The 14,938-nt window shown below is 64.8% G+C and carries 20 protein-coding genes and 1 tRNA gene; 1 reads left to right on the top strand and 20 read right to left on the bottom strand.

Going from position 1 to position 14,938, the window contains the following annotated elements; all coding sequences use genetic code 11:
- Nucleotides 1-76 precede the first annotated feature (76 nt).
- The 7 genes from QZM35_RS32735 to QZM35_RS32705 all read right to left on the bottom strand — a co-directional run bounded on the left by QZM35_RS32735 (nucleotide 77) and on the right by QZM35_RS32705 (nucleotide 5,217).
- Nucleotides 77-152, bottom strand: a tRNA-Thr gene (locus tag QZM35_RS32735).
- 18 nt (nucleotides 153-170) lie between these two features.
- On the bottom strand, nucleotides 171-698 hold the full coding sequence (locus QZM35_RS32730; RefSeq protein WP_089424346.1) for a ClpXP protease specificity-enhancing factor: 528 nt from the start codon (nucleotides 696-698) through the stop codon (nucleotides 171-173).
- 70 nt (nucleotides 699-768) lie between these two features.
- Nucleotides 769-1,380 (bottom strand): glutathione S-transferase N-terminal domain-containing protein, encoded by a 612-nt coding sequence (locus QZM35_RS32725; RefSeq protein ID WP_006400565.1) that lies wholly within the window; start codon nucleotides 1,378-1,380, stop codon nucleotides 769-771.
- Nucleotides 1,381-1,472: 92 nt separating this feature from the next.
- Nucleotides 1,473-2,231, bottom strand: a complete 759-nt coding sequence (locus QZM35_RS32720) for a cytochrome c1 (protein ID WP_071335456.1) — start codon at nucleotides 2,229-2,231, stop codon at nucleotides 1,473-1,475.
- Between the two features lie 21 nt (nucleotides 2,232-2,252).
- Nucleotides 2,253-3,635, bottom strand: coding sequence for a cytochrome bc complex cytochrome b subunit (locus QZM35_RS32715; protein WP_089424344.1), 1,383 nt, complete (start codon nucleotides 3,633-3,635; stop codon nucleotides 2,253-2,255).
- Nucleotides 3,632-4,252, bottom strand: a complete 621-nt coding sequence (petA, locus tag QZM35_RS32710) for a ubiquinol-cytochrome c reductase iron-sulfur subunit (protein ID WP_039366620.1) — start codon at nucleotides 4,250-4,252, stop codon at nucleotides 3,632-3,634. Before petA ends, QZM35_RS32715 begins: the two co-directional genes overlap by 4 nt.
- Nucleotides 4,253-4,470: 218 nt before the next feature.
- A complete protein-coding gene (locus tag QZM35_RS32705) occupies nucleotides 4,471-5,217 on the bottom strand; it encodes a Nif3-like dinuclear metal center hexameric protein (RefSeq protein ID WP_089424343.1) in 747 nt (248 codons plus the stop codon).
- Nucleotides 5,218-5,238: 21 nt separating this feature from the next.
- Here QZM35_RS32705 and QZM35_RS32700 point away from each other — a divergent pair, with 21 nt between their 5' ends.
- Entirely contained in the window at nucleotides 5,239-6,444 is a 1,206-nt protein-coding gene (locus QZM35_RS32700; RefSeq protein ID WP_089424342.1) for a Do family serine endopeptidase, read from the top strand.
- Between the two features lie 210 nt (nucleotides 6,445-6,654).
- On the opposite strand, the gene tatC is transcribed toward QZM35_RS32700, so the two are convergent.
- The 13 genes from tatC to hisC all read right to left on the bottom strand — a co-directional run bounded on the left by tatC (nucleotide 6,655) and on the right by hisC (nucleotide 14,855).
- Complete coding sequence (tatC, locus tag QZM35_RS32695; protein ID WP_039366629.1) at nucleotides 6,655-7,443, bottom strand: twin-arginine translocase subunit TatC; 789 nt, start codon at nucleotides 7,441-7,443, stop codon at nucleotides 6,655-6,657.
- 41 nt (nucleotides 7,444-7,484) lie between these two features.
- Nucleotides 7,485-8,015: a Sec-independent protein translocase protein TatB gene (gene tatB, locus QZM35_RS32690; RefSeq protein WP_089424340.1), complete on the bottom strand. Its 531-nt coding sequence runs from the start codon at nucleotides 8,013-8,015 to the stop codon at nucleotides 7,485-7,487.
- Between the two features lie 26 nt (nucleotides 8,016-8,041).
- A complete protein-coding gene (tatA, locus tag QZM35_RS32685; protein ID WP_021161850.1) occupies nucleotides 8,042-8,272 on the bottom strand; it encodes a Sec-independent protein translocase subunit TatA in 231 nt (76 codons plus the stop codon).
- A gap of 93 nt (nucleotides 8,273-8,365) precedes the next feature.
- On the bottom strand, nucleotides 8,366-8,731 hold the full coding sequence (locus QZM35_RS32680) for a histidine triad nucleotide-binding protein (RefSeq protein WP_059491979.1): 366 nt from the start codon (nucleotides 8,729-8,731) through the stop codon (nucleotides 8,366-8,368).
- 31 nt (nucleotides 8,732-8,762) lie between these two features.
- Nucleotides 8,763-9,155 carry a membrane protein gene (locus QZM35_RS32675; protein WP_011350734.1) on the bottom strand — a complete coding sequence of 131 codons (393 nt, stop codon included), beginning with the start codon at nucleotides 9,153-9,155 and terminating at the stop codon, nucleotides 8,763-8,765.
- A gap of 69 nt (nucleotides 9,156-9,224) precedes the next feature.
- Complete coding sequence (locus tag QZM35_RS32670; protein ID WP_006751798.1) at nucleotides 9,225-9,590, bottom strand: phosphoribosyl-ATP diphosphatase; 366 nt, start codon at nucleotides 9,588-9,590, stop codon at nucleotides 9,225-9,227.
- Nucleotides 9,587-10,003 carry a phosphoribosyl-AMP cyclohydrolase gene (gene hisI, locus QZM35_RS32665; RefSeq protein WP_039366640.1) on the bottom strand — a complete coding sequence of 139 codons (417 nt, stop codon included), beginning with the start codon at nucleotides 10,001-10,003 and terminating at the stop codon, nucleotides 9,587-9,589. The genes QZM35_RS32670 and hisI overlap by 4 nt, the downstream gene beginning before the upstream one ends.
- On the bottom strand, nucleotides 10,003-10,776 hold the full coding sequence (hisF, locus tag QZM35_RS32660) for an imidazole glycerol phosphate synthase subunit HisF (RefSeq protein WP_301777490.1): 774 nt from the start codon (nucleotides 10,774-10,776) through the stop codon (nucleotides 10,003-10,005). The genes hisI and hisF overlap by 1 nt, the downstream gene beginning before the upstream one ends.
- Before the next feature lie 107 nt (nucleotides 10,777-10,883).
- The gene (gene hisA, locus QZM35_RS32655; protein WP_089424338.1) at nucleotides 10,884-11,639 is read right to left on the bottom strand and encodes a 1-(5-phosphoribosyl)-5-[(5-phosphoribosylamino)methylideneamino]imidazole-4-carboxamide isomerase; all 756 of its coding nucleotides are present in this window, start codon (nucleotides 11,637-11,639) and stop codon (nucleotides 10,884-10,886) included.
- A gap of 164 nt (nucleotides 11,640-11,803) precedes the next feature.
- Entirely contained in the window at nucleotides 11,804-12,445 is a 642-nt protein-coding gene (gene hisH, locus QZM35_RS32650) for an imidazole glycerol phosphate synthase subunit HisH (protein ID WP_089424337.1), read from the bottom strand.
- Nucleotides 12,442-13,062, bottom strand: coding sequence for a YchE family NAAT transporter (locus QZM35_RS32645; RefSeq protein ID WP_039366649.1), 621 nt, complete (start codon nucleotides 13,060-13,062; stop codon nucleotides 12,442-12,444). Before QZM35_RS32645 ends, hisH begins: the two co-directional genes overlap by 4 nt.
- Before the next feature lie 66 nt (nucleotides 13,063-13,128).
- The gene (gene hisB, locus QZM35_RS32640; protein WP_011350728.1) at nucleotides 13,129-13,716 is read right to left on the bottom strand and encodes an imidazoleglycerol-phosphate dehydratase HisB; all 588 of its coding nucleotides are present in this window, start codon (nucleotides 13,714-13,716) and stop codon (nucleotides 13,129-13,131) included.
- Between the two features lie 65 nt (nucleotides 13,717-13,781).
- Entirely contained in the window at nucleotides 13,782-14,855 is a 1,074-nt protein-coding gene (gene hisC, locus QZM35_RS32635) for a histidinol-phosphate transaminase (protein ID WP_174975201.1), read from the bottom strand.
- Between the last annotated feature and the right edge of the window lie 83 nt (nucleotides 14,856-14,938).

Below are 14,938 nucleotides of genomic sequence, written 5' to 3'. Positions count from 1 at the left end.
CGCGCATTGGAAACGTGAGGGGGTAATTGGAAACGCGAAGGGGTTACGCAAACATCGCGTAACCCCTTGTCAGATATGGTGCCGGCTGCAGGACTCGAACCCGCCACCTGATGATTACAAATCAACTGCTCTACCAGATGAGCTAAGCCGGCGTAGCGCGAGATTCTACCTCATTTCACGATCTTGAGGCGAGGTCTGCTGCCACCTTTTGAACCGTCGCCATCGCCGTCGGTTTTCGGCGGTTCGTCGGCGCCTTCGGAGGGCTCCTCGTTCGCGCCGCTGTCGGCCACCGGCGTCAATGCAGCAGGCGATTCGTCGCGCTGCGCATCATCCGTCTGCGCCGCTTCATCATCGAACGCACCCGAATCCGCGCCTTCACCCGCGACGGCATCGACCTGGAACGCCATGCCCTGCCCGTTCTCGCGCGCGTAGATCGCGAGCACGTTGGCAACCGGAATCTCGATCTTGTGCGCCTTCCCGGAGAACCGGGCCGTGAACTCGATCCACTCGTTGCCCATCTGCAACTGGCTCGTCGCCTCGAAGCTGATGTTGAGCACGATCTCGCCGTCACGCACGAACTGACGCGGTACGCGCGTCGAGTTGTCGACCCTCACCGCGATATGCGGCGTGTAACCGTTATCGGTGCACCACTCGTACAACGCGCGCAGCAGATAAGGCTTCGTTGAAATCTCTTGCATCACAATCCTCGAACCCGGAGCGGGGGCGCGGCATGCCGCGCCGCCCGCTCCGTCATGCACTCATTGCACATCAACGACGCATGACCTTTTCGGACGGCGTCAGTGCTTCGATGTAGGCCGGACGGCTGAAGATCCGCTCGGCGTACTTCATCAGCGGCGCCGCGTTCTTCGACAGCTCGATGCCGTAGTGATCCAGACGCCACAGCAGCGGCGCGATCGCGACGTCGAGCATCGAGAATTCCTCGCCGAGCATGTACTTGTTCTTCACGAAGATCGGCGCGAGCTGCGTCAGGCGATCGCGGATCGCAAGGCGTGCCTTCTCGTGGTTCTTCTCCGCTGCCTTGCCCTTCTCGTTCTCGAGCGTGCTGACGTGGACGAACAGTTCCTTCTCGAAGTTGAGCAGGAACAGGCGTGCACGTGCGCGCTGCACGGGGTCGGCCGGCATCAGCTGCGGATGCGGGAAGCGCTCGTCGATGTACTCGTTGATGATGTTCGATTCGTACAGGATCAGGTCGCGCTCGACCAGGATCGGCACCTGACCGTACGGGTTCATCACCGAAATGTCTTCCGGCTTGTTGAACAGGTCGACGTCACGGATTTCGAAGTCCATGCCCTTCTCGAACAGCACCAGCCGGCAACGCTGGGAGAACGGGCAAGTTGTGCCGGAATACAGAACCATCATGTTTGCGTTTCCTCAAAAAAGCCGAGGGCCGGCACGCGGCGAACCCCTTCCGGGGTTCCACCTTGCGCCGGCCCCACGCCGGTCAGGCGTGATTACTTGATATCTTTCCAGTACGCGGCATTGAGCCGCCAGGCCAGGAAAGTCAGGACACCGAGAAAGATCAGCACCCATACGCCGAGGCGTTTACGGGTCTGCTGAGCCGGCTCGGACATCCAGGTCATGTACGCCACCAGGTCGGCAACCGCAGAATCATAATCCACCGCGGACAGTGTCCCCGGTGTGACCTGCTGGAAGCCGACGAGCGTATGAACCTTCTCGCCCGTCTCCTCGTCCGTCTTGTCTTCGAATTTGGCGGTGCGCTGCCCCTGCAGCTGCCACAGTACATGAGGCATGCCGACGTTCTCGAACACCGCGTTGTTCCAGCCGCTCGGCCGTGTATCGTCGCGGTAGAAGCTCCGCAGATAGGTATACAGCCAGTCGCGGCCGCGCGCGCGCTCCTCGACCGACAGGTCGGGCGGCGAGGTGCCGAGCCAGTTCTTCGCGTCTTCGGGCCGCATCGCGACGGACATCGTGTTGCCGACCTTGTCGGTCGTGAACAGGAGATTCTTTTCGATCTCCTTCTGGGATATGCCCAGATCCGTCAGACGGTTGTAGCGCATCAGGTTCGCGCTGTGGCAGTTCAGGCAATAGTTTACAAACAATTGCGCGCCGTGCTGAAGCGAAACGAGATTTTCCGTGTTATCGGGCGCCCGGTCGAGCGGAAAATTACCTTCCGCCCGAACCGCCGGCGCCGCCAGCAGCGCACACGCGGTCGCCCCGATCAGCGCGAGTGTCGAAAGCAGTTTCTTCATGTCGTTCTCTCCTCGCTCACGTTAATGGGGCTTGAAGCGCACCCGCTCCGGCGGCTGCTTGAACGTGCCAAGCGGCGTCCAGACGGGCATGCCGAGGAAGAACGCGAAGTAGATCAGCGCACAGGCCTGCGCGATCAGCGTCGAGGCCGGCGATGGCGGCCGCGTGCCGAGGAACCCGAGGGTCAGGAACGCCACGACGAAGATCCCGAGGAAGACCTTGTGGAACAGCGGCCGGTAGCGGATCGACTTCACCGGGCTGCGGTCGAGCCACGGCAGGAAGAACAGCGAGACCACCGCGGACCCCATCACGACGACGCCCCAGAACTTCGACTCCGTCAGGTACATGAACACGACGATCGCCGCGGCCAGCACCGGCAGGCCGACCTTCCACTTGCCGCGCGCGCGGATCAGCGCGAGCACGCCGAGCAGCGCGATCACGATCATCAGGACGATCTTGAACGGGTCGGTGGTCGCGCGCAGCATCGCGTAGAACGCGGTGAAGTACCAGACCGGCGCGATCTCGGGCGGCGTCTGCAGCGGGTTCGCCGGGACGAAGTTGTTCGCCTCGAGGAAGTAGCCGCCCATCTCCGGCGAGAAGAACACGATCAGCGCGAACACCATCAGGAACACGCACACGCCGAGGAAATCATGCACCGAGTAGTACGGATGGAACGGGATGCCGTCGAGCGGCACGCCGTTCTCGTCCTTCTTCGCCTTGATCTCGATGCCGTCCGGGTTGTTCGAGCCCACTTCGTGCAGCGCGACCAGGTGCGCGATCACGAGGCCGACCAGCACGAGCGGAATCGCGATCACGTGGAACGCGAAGAAGCGGTTCAGCGTGACGTCCGACACGACGTAGTCGCCGCGAATCCACAGCGACAGGTCGGGGCCGACGAACGGGATCGCCGAGAACAGGTTCACGATCACCTGCGCGCCCCAGAACGACATCTGGCCCCACGGCAGCAGGTAGCCGAAGAACGCCTCGGCCATCAGGCACAGGAAGATCGCGCAGCCGAAGATCCACACGAGTTCGCGCGGCTTGCGGTACGACCCGTAGAGCAGCCCGCGGAACATGTGCAGGTAGACGACCACGAAGAACATCGACGCGCCCGTGGAGTGCATGTAGCGGATCAGCCAGCCCCACGGCACCTCGCGCATGATGTACTCGACCGACGCGAACGCGAGCGTCGAGTCGGGCTTGTAGTTCATCGTCAGGAAGATGCCGGTGACGATCTGGTTGACGAGCACCAGCAGCGCGAGGGAGCCGAAGAAGTACCAGAAGTTGAAGTTCTTCGGCGCGTAGTACTCGGAAACGTGCTTCTTCCAGGTGGACGTGAGCGGGAAGCGCTGATCGATCCAGCCGGTGAGACCTGTCGTGGAGACTTCCTTGTTGTCGGCCATCACGCTTCTCCTTTCTCGTCCTTGCCGATCACGAGGGTCGTTGCCGACGTGAACATGTAGGGCGGGATGTCGAGATTCTGAGGCGCCGGTTTGTTCTTGAACACACGGCCGGCGAGGTCGTAGGTCGAACCATGGCACGGGCAGAGGAAGCCGCCCGGCCAGTCGTCCGGCAGGTTCGGCTGCGGACCCGGCGTGAAGCGTTGGCTTGGCGTGCAGCCGAGGTGCGTACACACGGCCATCACGACGAGAATGTTCTTGCGATCGGCCCGCGCGCGATATTCGTTCGCGCAATACGCGGGCAACGGCATCGTATAGGGCTTTTCGGTGGTCGGATCGGCCACTTCCTTGTCGGCCTTGACCACATCGGCGAGCATCGCGTCGGTGCGGTTCAGGATCCACACCGGCTTGCCGCGCCACGGCACGGTCACCATTTCACCGGGCTTCAGCCCGCTGATGTCGACTTCGACCGGTGCACCGGCCGCTTTCGCTTTCGCGGACGGCGCAAGCGACGCCGCGAAAGGTATGACGGTGGCTACGCCTCCCACGCCACCTGCTACGGATGTCGCAATCAGCCAGGTACGGCGGCCGCTGTCGACGCGTTTCTCTTCCTTGTCTCGCATCACACGCCCCACTTCTGAGTTGGATTTTCCGTCACGACTTTTCATTCCGCCGCTAGTTTGCGCGAATGGAGTCGCCATTTACAAGGCCCGGAGATGAAAATCCCTTCGAAGTGATTGATAGTTAAGGGTTTTCCCCCACTATCGGAGCGATTAAATCATTTCGCTTTTAAGCATCCGCTACATTGTGAAATTTCGATGCGCTGCCGCAAATCCGGCATTCAGACCGGGTTATGGATATCGATAAAAAGGTGTTCGATATCGAATTCTTCCGACAAGTGGGCGCCAAGTGCCTGGATTCCGTAGCGCTCGGTCGCATGGTGCCCTGCCGCAACGAACGCGACACCGCTCTCGGCAGCCGTGTGCGTCACGTACTCGGACACCTCGCCGGTCAGGAACACGTCCGCGCCGGCGTCGATCGCCGCGTCGAAATAGCTTTGCGCGGCGCCCGTGCACCACGCGATACGGCGCAGCTGCATGTCCGGATCGCCGAGCACGAGCGGCGTGCGGCCAAGCGTGCGTTCAACCTTCGCGACGAAGTGCTCGAGCGTGACGGGCATCGGCAGCGTCGCCATCCAGCCGAGGTCACCTTCGCCGAACCGCTGCTCGCCGATCAGGCCAAGCCGGTCGCCGAGCTGCGCGTTGTTGCCGAATTCGGGATGCGCGTCGAGCGGCAGGTGGAACGCGAACAGGTTCAGGTCGTTCGCGAGCAGCAGCTTCAGGCGCTGGTACCTGCGGCCCGTGATCTGCGGCGGCTCGTTGCGCCAGAAATAGCCGTGATGGACCAGCACGGCATCTGCCCCCCATTCGAGCGCGGCTTCGAGAAACGCGACCGACGCCGTCACGCCGGTGGCGATCTTCTCGATCTTGCGGCGCCCCTCGACCTGGAGGCCATTCGGGCAATAGTCCTTGAAGCGCGCGGTTTCAAGGGTATTGTTCAAGTACAATTCAAGTTCGATCCGATCCATATAAACCTCTAATCCATTCAGATGCTTAGACGCTTCTGGCTGTTCTTCGCGCAGGCGGTTACCGTGCTGCTCGCGCTGATGTTCATCGTCGTGACGCTCAAGCCGCAATGGCTGCAACGGCAAGGACAGCTCGGCAAGCAGCTCGCCACGCCGATCGTTGCGCTGCGGGAAGTCGCGCCGGGCATCGGCGGCGCACCGGCGACCACGTCGTACGCCGAAGCCGCGCAAAAGGCGATGCCGGCCGTCGTCAACGTGTTCTCCAGCAAGGACGGCTCGCTGCCGCCCGACCCGCGCGCGAAAGATCCGCTGTTCCGCTACTTCTTCGGCGACCGCAACGCCCGCAAGCAGCAGGACGAACCGGCCGCCAACCTTGGCTCGGGCGTTATCGTGAGCCCTGAAGGTTACATTCTAACGAACCAGCACGTCGTGGACGGCGCCGACCAGATCGAAGTCGCGCTCGCCGACGGCCGCACGGCCACCGCGAAGGTGATCGGCAGCGATCCCGAAACCGATCTCGCCGTGCTGAAGATCAACATGACGAACCTGCCGACGATCACGCTCGGCCGCTCCGACCAGTCGCGGGTCGGCGACGTCGTGCTCGCGATCGGCAACCCGTTCGGCGTCGGCCAGACGGTCACGATGGGGATCATCAGCGCGCTGGGCCGCAACCACCTCGGCATCAACACGTTCGAGAACTTCATCCAGACCGACGCGCCGATCAACCCCGGCAACTCGGGCGGCGCGCTGGTCGACGTGAACGGCAACCTGCTCGGCATCAACACCGCGATCTACTCGCGTTCGGGCGGCTCGCTCGGCATCGGCTTCGCGATCCCCGTGTCGACCGCGCGCACGGTGCTGGAAAGCATCATCACGACGGGCTCGGTCACGCGCGGCTGGATCGGCGTCGAGCCGCAAGACGTCACGCCGGAGATCGCCGAATCGTTCGGGCTGACGCAGAAATCGGGCGCGATCGTCGCCGGCGTGCTGCAGGGCGGCCCGGCCGACAAGGCCGGCATCAAGCCGGGCGACATCCTGATCTCGGTCAACGGCGACGAGATCACCGACACCACGAAGCTGCTGAACACCGTCGCGCAAATCAAGCCCGGCACGGCGACCAAGGTGCACGTCGTGCGCAAGGGCAAGGCATTCGACCTGAACGTGGTGATCGGCAAGCGCCCGCCGCCGCCGAAGCAGGCGCTCGACGAGCAGGACAGCGATACCGAGTGACGCCGGGCGAGCGGCGCACGGCCGCATGCCCGGACACCGTCGGAAATGAAAAAGGGCAGCCGGTTGGCTGCCCTTTTGCTTTGTATCGAAAGACCGTCGTTGCCGGGCAGATGGCCCCGCCCTCCGCTTTCCGACCGACTACGCGACCGGGTTTCGCTCAAGCCCGGCGCCCGGAAATCCGGCCGCCGCGCGCCGCCCGGCGCGCTGCCGTCAACTGGCGGCTTCGCCGTTCCCCGCCTCGCCTTCCTCGGCCGGCTTCTTCGGCACGAAGAACCGCGCCGCCAGCAGCCCGATCTCGAACAGCACGACCAGCGGCAAGGCGAGCATCAGTTGCGAGAACACGTCCGGCGGCGTGACGACCGCCGCGACGACGAACGCGCCGACGATCACGTACGGACGCATCTCCTTCAGCTTCTTCAGCGACAGCACACCCATCCGGACGAGCAGCACGACGACGATCGGCACCTCGAACGTGACCCCGAACGCGATGAACATCCCGAGCACGAAGCTCAGGTAGTTGTCGATGTCGGTGGTCATTTCCGCGCCGAGCGGCGCGTTGTAGTGCGCCATCACGCGGAAGATCGTCGGGAACACGAGGAAGTACGCAAACGCCATCCCGCACAGGAACAGCAGGTAGCTGCTGCCGACGAGCGGCGCGACGAGCTTCTTCTCGTGCTGGTACAGCCCCGGCGCGACGAACGCCCAGATCTGGTACAGCACGATCGGCAGCGCGATCACGAGCGCGACGAGCATCGTGACCTTCATCGGCACGAAGAACGAGCCGGTGACGTCGGTGACGATCATCTTGCCGTCCTTCGGCAGGTTCTCCATCAGCGGCCGCGCGAGCAGCCGGAAGATGTCGGGCGCCCAGTAGACGAGCCCGAGGAACACGACGATCACGGCCGCGCCCGCGCGAATGATGCGATCGCGAAGCTCGACGAGATGGGAAATGAAGGTTTCTTCCGGGGCGTCGCCCGGGTTCTGCTGGGGGTCGCTCACACCGGCCCTCGGTAGGATTGACGAGCGAGCATGCGCTCGGCTCAGAAGAAGCGCGTCGGCCGGCGCAGGCTGGCCGGCTGGTGGCGCGCGACACGCGCGGCGCCCGACTGCACGTGGGTACGGCGGGTGGTCGCGCGCTTGTACCAGGCAGGCGCAGCCGCCTGCTTGACGCGCCAGTTGCGGCGCTTCGGCGCGAGCGCGGCCGAACTGCCGCGCCACGACGGCATGGCGGGCGTATCGGAACCCGTCGAACCGGCGTCGCCCGCCGCTTCGTTGAGACCGCCGACCGCGGAATGCCACGTGTCGTTCAGTTCCTTCTCGTGCTCACGCAGGTTGTCGTGAATCGTCGTCTCGACATTGCGCGCGGCCGACTCGAAATCGGTCTTCATCGTCCGCAGCGCGTCGAGTTCGATTTCGCGCGAGACCTCGGCCTTCACGTCGTTGATGTACCGCTGCGCACGGCCGAACAGCGCGCCTGCCGTGCGCGCAACGCGCGGCAGGCGCTCGGGGCCGAGCACCACGAGCGCGACGACGCCGATCAGCGCCATCTTCGAAAGACCGAGATCCAGCATCGCGAATGCCTGTCAGCGTACCGGCGTTACGCCTTGTTCGAGTCGGAACGCGTCGTTTCCTTCGCGTTGACGTCGACCGAGCCCGAGCGCGGCAGTTGCTGCGCGTCCGCCGGTGCTTCGCCGTCCTTCATGCCGTCCTTGAAACCCTTCACGGCACTGCCGAGGTCGTTGCCGATGTTGCGCAACTTCTTCGTACCGAAAACCAGCGCGACGATCAGCAGCACGATCAGCCAGTGCCAAATGCTCAATCCACCCATGATGAAACCTCTCCTCAACCACGCCGCGATGCGGCGTAAATCGCCGGCAACGCGCCGGCTTCGACCATCGATGCGGGGAAACGCCCCGCGCCGTCAACCCATCCGCTGCCAGGGGCGCGGGCCGGCCAGGATATGCGCGTGCAGGTGGTAGACCTCCTGCCCGCCGCCCGGGCCCGTGTTGATCACCGTACGGAAACCGGTTTCGCCGCCCGTATACGCGACGCCGAGCTGGCCGGCGAGACGCGAGACGAGCAGCATCAGCCGGCCGAGCATCGGTGCGTCGGCGTCGCTCGCCGCCGACAGCGTCGGCAGATGCTGGCGCGGAATCACGAGCACGTGGGTCTCGGCCGCCGGGCGGATGTCGCGGAACGCGACGAATTCGTCATCCTCGTGCACCTTCGTGCTCGGGATCTCGCCTGCCGCGATCTTGCAGAACAGGCAATTCGGATCGTGACTCATGTTGCTCCTGCAGACGCCCGCCCGAGGCCGGTCAGAACCAGGCCTGCGGATCGAGCGGCTTGTTGTCGTTCAGGTACAGCCAACCCTTGATGATACGGTACAGCGTCCAGATCCATGTGACAAACATCACTGCGAATCCGATCACCACGAACATGAGCGCGAACCCGATCACATACGCGATCAGCGCGCGCCAGAACGTGCGGATCTGCCACTCGAAGTGGGCCGCATACGGCGTGCCGGCCACATCGTCGCGCTTCACGTAGTTGATGATGATCGCGATGATGCCCGTGACGCCGCCCGTCAGCCAATGAAACGCATAGAGGCCGTAGAGCACGTGAGTCAGCGTGCGCAGCCCGTTCAGGCGCTCGGCGTCCGCGGCCCCCGGCACCGACGGCGGCGGAAACTGGCTTGGCGTATCGGTCATGATGCTACCCCCGTTAGATGACAATTCTTACAGCTTACCGCACTGTGGCCATCCCGCGACAAGGGCCTGTCAACCGCCGTTTTCCTCGCGCTCGCGACGCTTGCGCAGGGCCTTCTCCTCGATACCCGACAGCCCTTCGCGGCGCTCGAGCTCGCCGATCACGTCGGCCGGGCTCAGGTCGAAATGCGACAGCATCACGAGGCAGTGGAACCACAGGTCGGCCACCTCGCCGACGAGCGCGGTCGGCGCGCCGCCCTGGCGCACGTCCTTCGCGGCCAGCACGACTTCCGTCGCCTCTTCGCCGATCTTCTTCAGCACCGCGTCGTCGCCCTTGTGGAACAGGCGCGATACGTACGATTGATCGGGATCGCCGCCCTTGCGGCTATCGATCACGGCCGCGAGGCGCAGCAGGGTGTCTTCGGTCGATTGCGTCATTTGTAGATGTGTTCGGGATCTTTCAGCACCGGTTCGACCGCGACCCAGTCGCCGCTGTCGACGGTGCCCTCGAATTTCTGGAAGAAGCACGAATGCCGGCCGGTGTGGCACGCGATGCCCGACACCTGCTCGACCTTCAGCAGCACGACGTCCTCGTCGCAATCGAGCCGCACCTCGTGCACGTGCTGCACGTGGCCCGACTCCTCGCCCTTGAACCACAGGCGCTTGCGCGAGCGCGAATAGTAGACCGCGCGCTGCGTCTCGATCGTCTTCGCCAGCGCCTCGCGGTTCATCCACGCGAACATCAGCACGTCGTTCGTCGACGCCTCCTGCGCGATCACCGGCACGAGGCCGTTGTCGTCCCAGCGGACCTTGTCGAGCCACGCGGGCAATGCATTCGTTTCCGTATTCATCACAGCCTCACCGGGATGCCCTGGTCGGCCATGAAGCGCTTCGCCTCGCCGACCGTGTGCTCGCCGTAGTGGAAGATACTCGCGGCCAGCACCGCATCGGCGCGGCCGTCCTTGATGCCGTCGGCCAGGTGCTGCAGCGAGCCGACACCGCCCGACGCGATCACCGGCACCGGCACCGCGTCCGACACGCCGCGCGTGAGCGCGAGGTCGAAGCCCGACTTGGTGCCGTCGCGGTCCATGCTCGTGAGCAGGATCTCGCCCGCGCCGAGCTCGGCCATCTTGCGCGCCCATTCGATCGCGTCGAGGCCCGTGTTCTTGCGGCCGCCGTGCGTGAACACTTCCCAGCGCGGCGCTTCGCCCTCGGCCGACACGCGCTTCGCGTCGATCGCGACGACGATGCACTGCGAGCCGTACTTGTCGGCCGCGTCGCGCACGAGCTGCGGGTTCGCGACCGCCGACGAATTCATGCTGACCTTGTCCGCGCCCGCGTTCAGCAGGCGTCGCACGTCCTCGACGGCGCGCACGCCGCCGCCGACGGTCAGCGGAATGAACACCTGCGACGCGACGGCTTCGATGATCGGCAGGATCAGGTCGCGCTGGTCGGACGTCGCGGTGATGTCGAGGAACGTCAGTTCGTCGGCGCCCTGGTCGTCGTAGCGGCGGGCGATCTCGACAGGATCGCCGGCGTCGCGCAGCTCGACGAAGTTGACGCCCTTGACGACACGCCCGGCAGTCACGTCCAGGCAGGGGATGATGCGTTTAGCTAGAGCCATGATGTTGCGCCAAATGCCGCGATGGGACGGCCGGTTGCGGAAAGCCTCGCGCGAGGCTTCCGGTCGGGGCCGCCTGCAGGCAGCCCCGGCGAGCGGGACAACCGCGCTTACGCGTTGTCGAGTTCGCCGTTCAGTTCGTCCGCGCGCCTTTGCGCGGCCGCGAAATCGAGATCGCCGGAGTAGATCGCCCGGCCGCAGATCACGCCTTCGACGCCGTGCTCCTCGACTTCGCACAGGTTCTCGATGTCCGTGAGGTTCGACAGGCCGCCGCTGGCGATCACGGGGATGCCGACTGCCTGCGCGAGCTTCACGGTCGCGTCGATGTTGATGCCCTGCAGCATCCCGTCGCGGCCGATGTCCGTGTAGACGATCGATTCGACGCCGTAGTCCTCGAACTTGCGCGCAAGGTCGATCACTTCGTGGCCGGTCAGCTTGCTCCAGCCGTCGGTCGCGACCTTGCCGTCCTTCGCGTCCAGGCCGACGATGATGTTGCCGGAGAACGCGGTGCACGCGTCCTGCAGGAAGCCGGGGTTCTTCACGGCGGCCGTCCCGATGATCACGTAGGACAGGCCGGCGTCGAGATACTTCTCGATCGTCTCGAGGCTGCGGATGCCGCCGCCGAGCTGGACGGGAATTTCATCGCCGACCTCGTCGAGGATCGCTTCGATCGCCTCGAGATTCTTCGGCTTGCCGGCGAACGCGCCGTTCAGGTCGACGAGATGGAGCCGCCGGGCGCCGAGATCGACCCACTTGCGGGCCATCGCCGCCGGGTCCTCGGAAAAAATCGTGGCCTGGTCCATATCGCCCTGTTTGAGGCGCACACACTGACCGTCTTTGAGGTCGATGGCCGGAATCAGCAACATAGCAATCGGGTGTCGTCGTGGAAAAAGAAAAGAATCCGGCGCGTACCGGCCAATCCGGTACCGCGCCGTCTCGCTAGTTTAGTACAACTCTTTCGGCGCTTAGGCGCGAGCGCGCCGTGCGACAGGCCGTTCGGCCAGATCGACTGTGGCTCGCGCACCACGTTTTACGGCTTCCAGTGTACGAAGTTGCGATACAGACGCAACCCGACCTCCGCGCTTTTCTCCGGGTGGAATTGGGTCGCGAACAGGTTGTCCCGCGCGACCGCGGACGTAAACGGCGCGCCGTAGGCCGTTTCGCCAACCGTATGCGCCGGGTTGTCCGGCGTCACGTAATAACTGTGCACGAAGTAGAAATACGCGTCGTCGGGCACGCCGTCCCACAGCGGGTGCGGCTGCGCCTGGCGCACGCGGTTCCAGCCCATCTGCGGCACCTTGAAGCGCGAGCCGTCGTCCTGCAGGCGGCCGTCGAGCGCGAAACGCACGACCTTGCCGGGCAACAGGCCGAGACCCTTCGTGTCGCCTTCCGCACTCCAGTCGAACAGCATCTGCTCGCCGACGCACACGCCGAGCAGCGGCTTCGTGCGCGAGGCCTCGATCACGGCCTCCTGCAGGCCCGATTCGCCGAGGCTGCGCATGCAGTCGGGCATCGCGCCCTGGCCGGGCAGCACGACACGGTCGGCCGCGCGGATCGCGGCCGGCGTGTCGACGATCGCCACGTCGGCGGCCGGTTCGGCCTTCTTGAGCGCCTGCGCGACCGAGCGCAGGTTGCCCATCCCATAATCCACAATCGCAATCGAAGTTTTCATCTCAGTGCAGGCAGTAGCGCCCTCAATCCATTGACGATGAATTCCACCGCCAGCGCCGACAGCATCAGACCCATCAGCCGCGTGGCGATGTTGATGCCCGTGCGGCCGATCCAGTTCGCGATCGGCTCGGCGAGCCGCATCGCGACGAAACACAGAAAAGCCAGGACCGCGCCGATCGCGACCAGTCCGGCCCGCTCATACCAGTGATGCGAGTTCGCCGCATAGATGATCACCGTGCTGATCGAGCCGGGGCCCGTGAGCAGCGGAATCGCCAGCGGCACGACCGCGATGTTGTCCTTCAGCTCCGCCTCGTGGCGCTCCTCCGGCGTCGATCGCGTGTTGCCGATCTGCGCGTTCAGCATGTTGATCGCCATCAGCAGCATGATGATCCCGCCGCCCACTTCGAGCGACCCGACCGAAATGCCGAAGAAGTCGATGATCTGCTGCCCGAGCAGCGTCGTCACCGTGATCACGCAGAACACCGACACCGACGCGATCCGGATCGTGCGCCGCCGCTCGGCATCCGTCTGCTGCGCCGTCAGGCTCAGGAAGAACGGCACCGCGCCGACCGGATTGATCAGCGCCAGCAGCGATATGAACGATTTGAGCAGATCCATCGCAAGCCGGCGCCGCGCGCCGAAGCCGTGAGGTTGTCCTTGACGCGCCGTCCGGTCAGTTCAGGTTCAGAGACTGCCCTTCGTCGACGGGATCTGCCCCGCCGCACGCTCGTCCAGCTCCACCGCCGCGCGCAGCGCACGGCCGAAGGCCTTGAACACCGTTTCGAGCTGATGGTGCGCGTTGATCCCGCGCAGGTTGTCGATGTGCAGCGTGACGCCCGCGTGGTTCACGAAACCGCGGAAGAATTCGATCGACAGGTCGACGTCGAACGTGCCGATCCGCGCCCGCGTGAACGGCACGTGGAATTCGAGACCCGGCCGGCCGGAGAAGTCGATCACGACGCGCGACAGCGCCTCGTCGAGCGGCACGTACGAATGGCCGTAGCGGCGGATGCCCTTGCGGTCGCCGATCGCCTTCGCGACGGCCTGGCCGAGCGTGATGCCGACATCCTCGACCGTGTGGTGATCGTCGATATGCGTATCGCCATGCGCTTCAACCTCGAGATCGACCAGACCGTGTCGAGCGATCTGGTCGAGCATATGGTCGAGGAACGGCACGCCGGTGGCCAGCTTCTGCTGGCCCGTGCCGTCGAGATTGAGCTTCACACGGATCTGCGTTTCGCTGGTATTGCGAACGACTTCCGCCACACGCATGGCAATTCCTTGACTGAGTCGATGTAAATGGGGATTGATCGTTTCGCGCTGCGGCGCCGAGAGGCTCAACCGGGCAGCGCGAGTTTCAAAGCGGCCAGCAGGCGCGCGTTTTCGTCGGGAGAACCGACGGTCAGCCGCACGCAATCAGCCAGCAACGGATGCATTTTACTCACGTTTTTGACCAATACCCGCTCGGTGAGCAGCGCGTCGAACACGGCGGCCGCGTCCGGCACGCGCACCAGCAGGAAATTGCCGGCGCTCGGGAACACCGTCGTGCCCGGCAGCGCGGCCACTTCCTGTGCGAGACGCGTGCGTTCCGCTCGCAGGTCGGCCGCCTGCGCGTCGAGCACGTCGAGGTGGTCGAGCAGGAAATCGGCGGTCGCCTGGGTCAGCACGTTGATGTTGTACGGCGGGCGCACCTTGTCGAATTCGGTCAGCCACGCGGGCGACCCGACCAGATAGCCGAGGCGGATGCCCGCGAGGCCGAGCTTCGACACCGTGCGCATCACGACGACGTTGTCGAATTCGGCGGCGCGCGGCAGCCACGAGCGCACTGCGAACGGCTGGTACGCCTCGTCGATCACGACCAGGCTGTGCCGTGCGGCCGCGACGATCCGTTCGATGTCGGCATCGTCGTACAGCGTGCCGGTCGGGTTGTTCGGGTACGCGAGATAGACGAGCGCCGGACGATGCTCGGCAATCGCCGCGAGCATCGCGTCGACGTCGAGCGTCAGGTCGGCCTTCAGCGGCACGCCGACGAATTCGAGCTGCGCGAGCTTCGCGGACAGCTCGTACATCACGAAGCCCGGCACCGGCGCGAGCACCTTCGCGCCCGGCTTCGCACAGGCCATCGACATCATGCTGATGATTTCGTCCGAACCGTTGCCGAGCAGCACGTCGCAGCCGGCCGGCACGCCCATCGCATGGCGCAGCTTGTCGAGCAGCGCGGCCGGGCGCGGCGCCGGGTAGCGGTTCAGCGCGACCTGCGCGAGACGCTCCCCGAGCGCCGCGGCGAGCGGTTCGGGCAGCGGGTACGGGTTCTCCATCGCGTCGAGTTTCACGAACCCGCTCGCGTCCGGCACCGGGTAGCTCGTCATCGCGAGCACGTCGCGGCGGATGATGTCTTGTGGCGTCGTCATGGTCTCAAGCCGGCGTACGTCGCGCCGGCGTCAATGGGTAGGCAAAGCGGCGGCTGCCGCCCTGCACTGGTGTCTCCCGCCCC

It is taken from the genome of Burkholderia sp. AU45274 (assembly GCF_030482505.1).
GTDB lineage: Bacteria > Pseudomonadota > Gammaproteobacteria > Burkholderiales > Burkholderiaceae > Burkholderia.
The sequence above is the reverse complement of the archived record's forward strand: the minus strand, read 5'-3'. Positions and strand labels throughout refer to the sequence as shown.

Coding starts and splice junctions, on each gene's coding strand:
- QZM35_RS32670 (WP_006751798.1), bottom strand. CDS start 9,590: ATGACGCAATCGACCGAAGACACCCTGCTGCGCCTCGCGGCCGTGATC.
- QZM35_RS32675 (WP_011350734.1), bottom strand. CDS start 9,155: ATGACCGATACGCCAAGCCAGTTTCCGCCGCCGTCGGTGCCGGGGGCC.
- tatA (WP_021161850.1), bottom strand. CDS start 8,272: ATGGGTGGATTGAGCATTTGGCACTGGCTGATCGTGCTGCTGATCGTC.
- hisH (WP_089424337.1), bottom strand. CDS start 12,445: ATGAAAACTTCGATTGCGATTGTGGATTATGGGATGGGCAACCTGCGC.
- QZM35_RS32730 (WP_089424346.1), bottom strand. CDS start 698: ATGCAAGAGATTTCAACGAAGCCTTATCTGCTGCGCGCGTTGTACGAG.
- QZM35_RS32720 (WP_071335456.1), bottom strand. CDS start 2,231: ATGAAGAAACTGCTTTCGACACTCGCGCTGATCGGGGCGACCGCGTGT.
- QZM35_RS32645 (WP_039366649.1), bottom strand. CDS start 13,062: ATGGATCTGCTCAAATCGTTCATATCGCTGCTGGCGCTGATCAATCCG.
- hisF (WP_301777490.1), bottom strand. CDS start 10,776: ATGGCTCTAGCTAAACGCATCATCCCCTGCCTGGACGTGACTGCCGGG.
- hisA (WP_089424338.1), bottom strand. CDS start 11,639: ATGTTGCTGATTCCGGCCATCGACCTCAAAGACGGTCAGTGTGTGCGC.
- QZM35_RS32705 (WP_089424343.1), bottom strand. CDS start 5,217: ATGGATCGGATCGAACTTGAATTGTACTTGAACAATACCCTTGAAACC.
- QZM35_RS32680 (WP_059491979.1), bottom strand. CDS start 8,731: ATGAGTCACGATCCGAATTGCCTGTTCTGCAAGATCGCGGCAGGCGAG.
- petA (WP_039366620.1), bottom strand. CDS start 4,252: ATGCGAGACAAGGAAGAGAAACGCGTCGACAGCGGCCGCCGTACCTGG.
- QZM35_RS32700 (WP_089424342.1), top strand. CDS start 5,239: ATGCTTAGACGCTTCTGGCTGTTCTTCGCGCAGGCGGTTACCGTGCTG.
- hisB (WP_011350728.1), bottom strand. CDS start 13,716: ATGCGTGTGGCGGAAGTCGTTCGCAATACCAGCGAAACGCAGATCCGT.
- tatB (WP_089424340.1), bottom strand. CDS start 8,015: ATGCTGGATCTCGGTCTTTCGAAGATGGCGCTGATCGGCGTCGTCGCG.
- hisI (WP_039366640.1), bottom strand. CDS start 10,003: ATGAATACGGAAACGAATGCATTGCCCGCGTGGCTCGACAAGGTCCGC.
- QZM35_RS32725 (WP_006400565.1), bottom strand. CDS start 1,380: ATGATGGTTCTGTATTCCGGCACAACTTGCCCGTTCTCCCAGCGTTGC.
- hisC (WP_174975201.1), bottom strand. CDS start 14,855: ATGACGACGCCACAAGACATCATCCGCCGCGACGTGCTCGCGATGACG.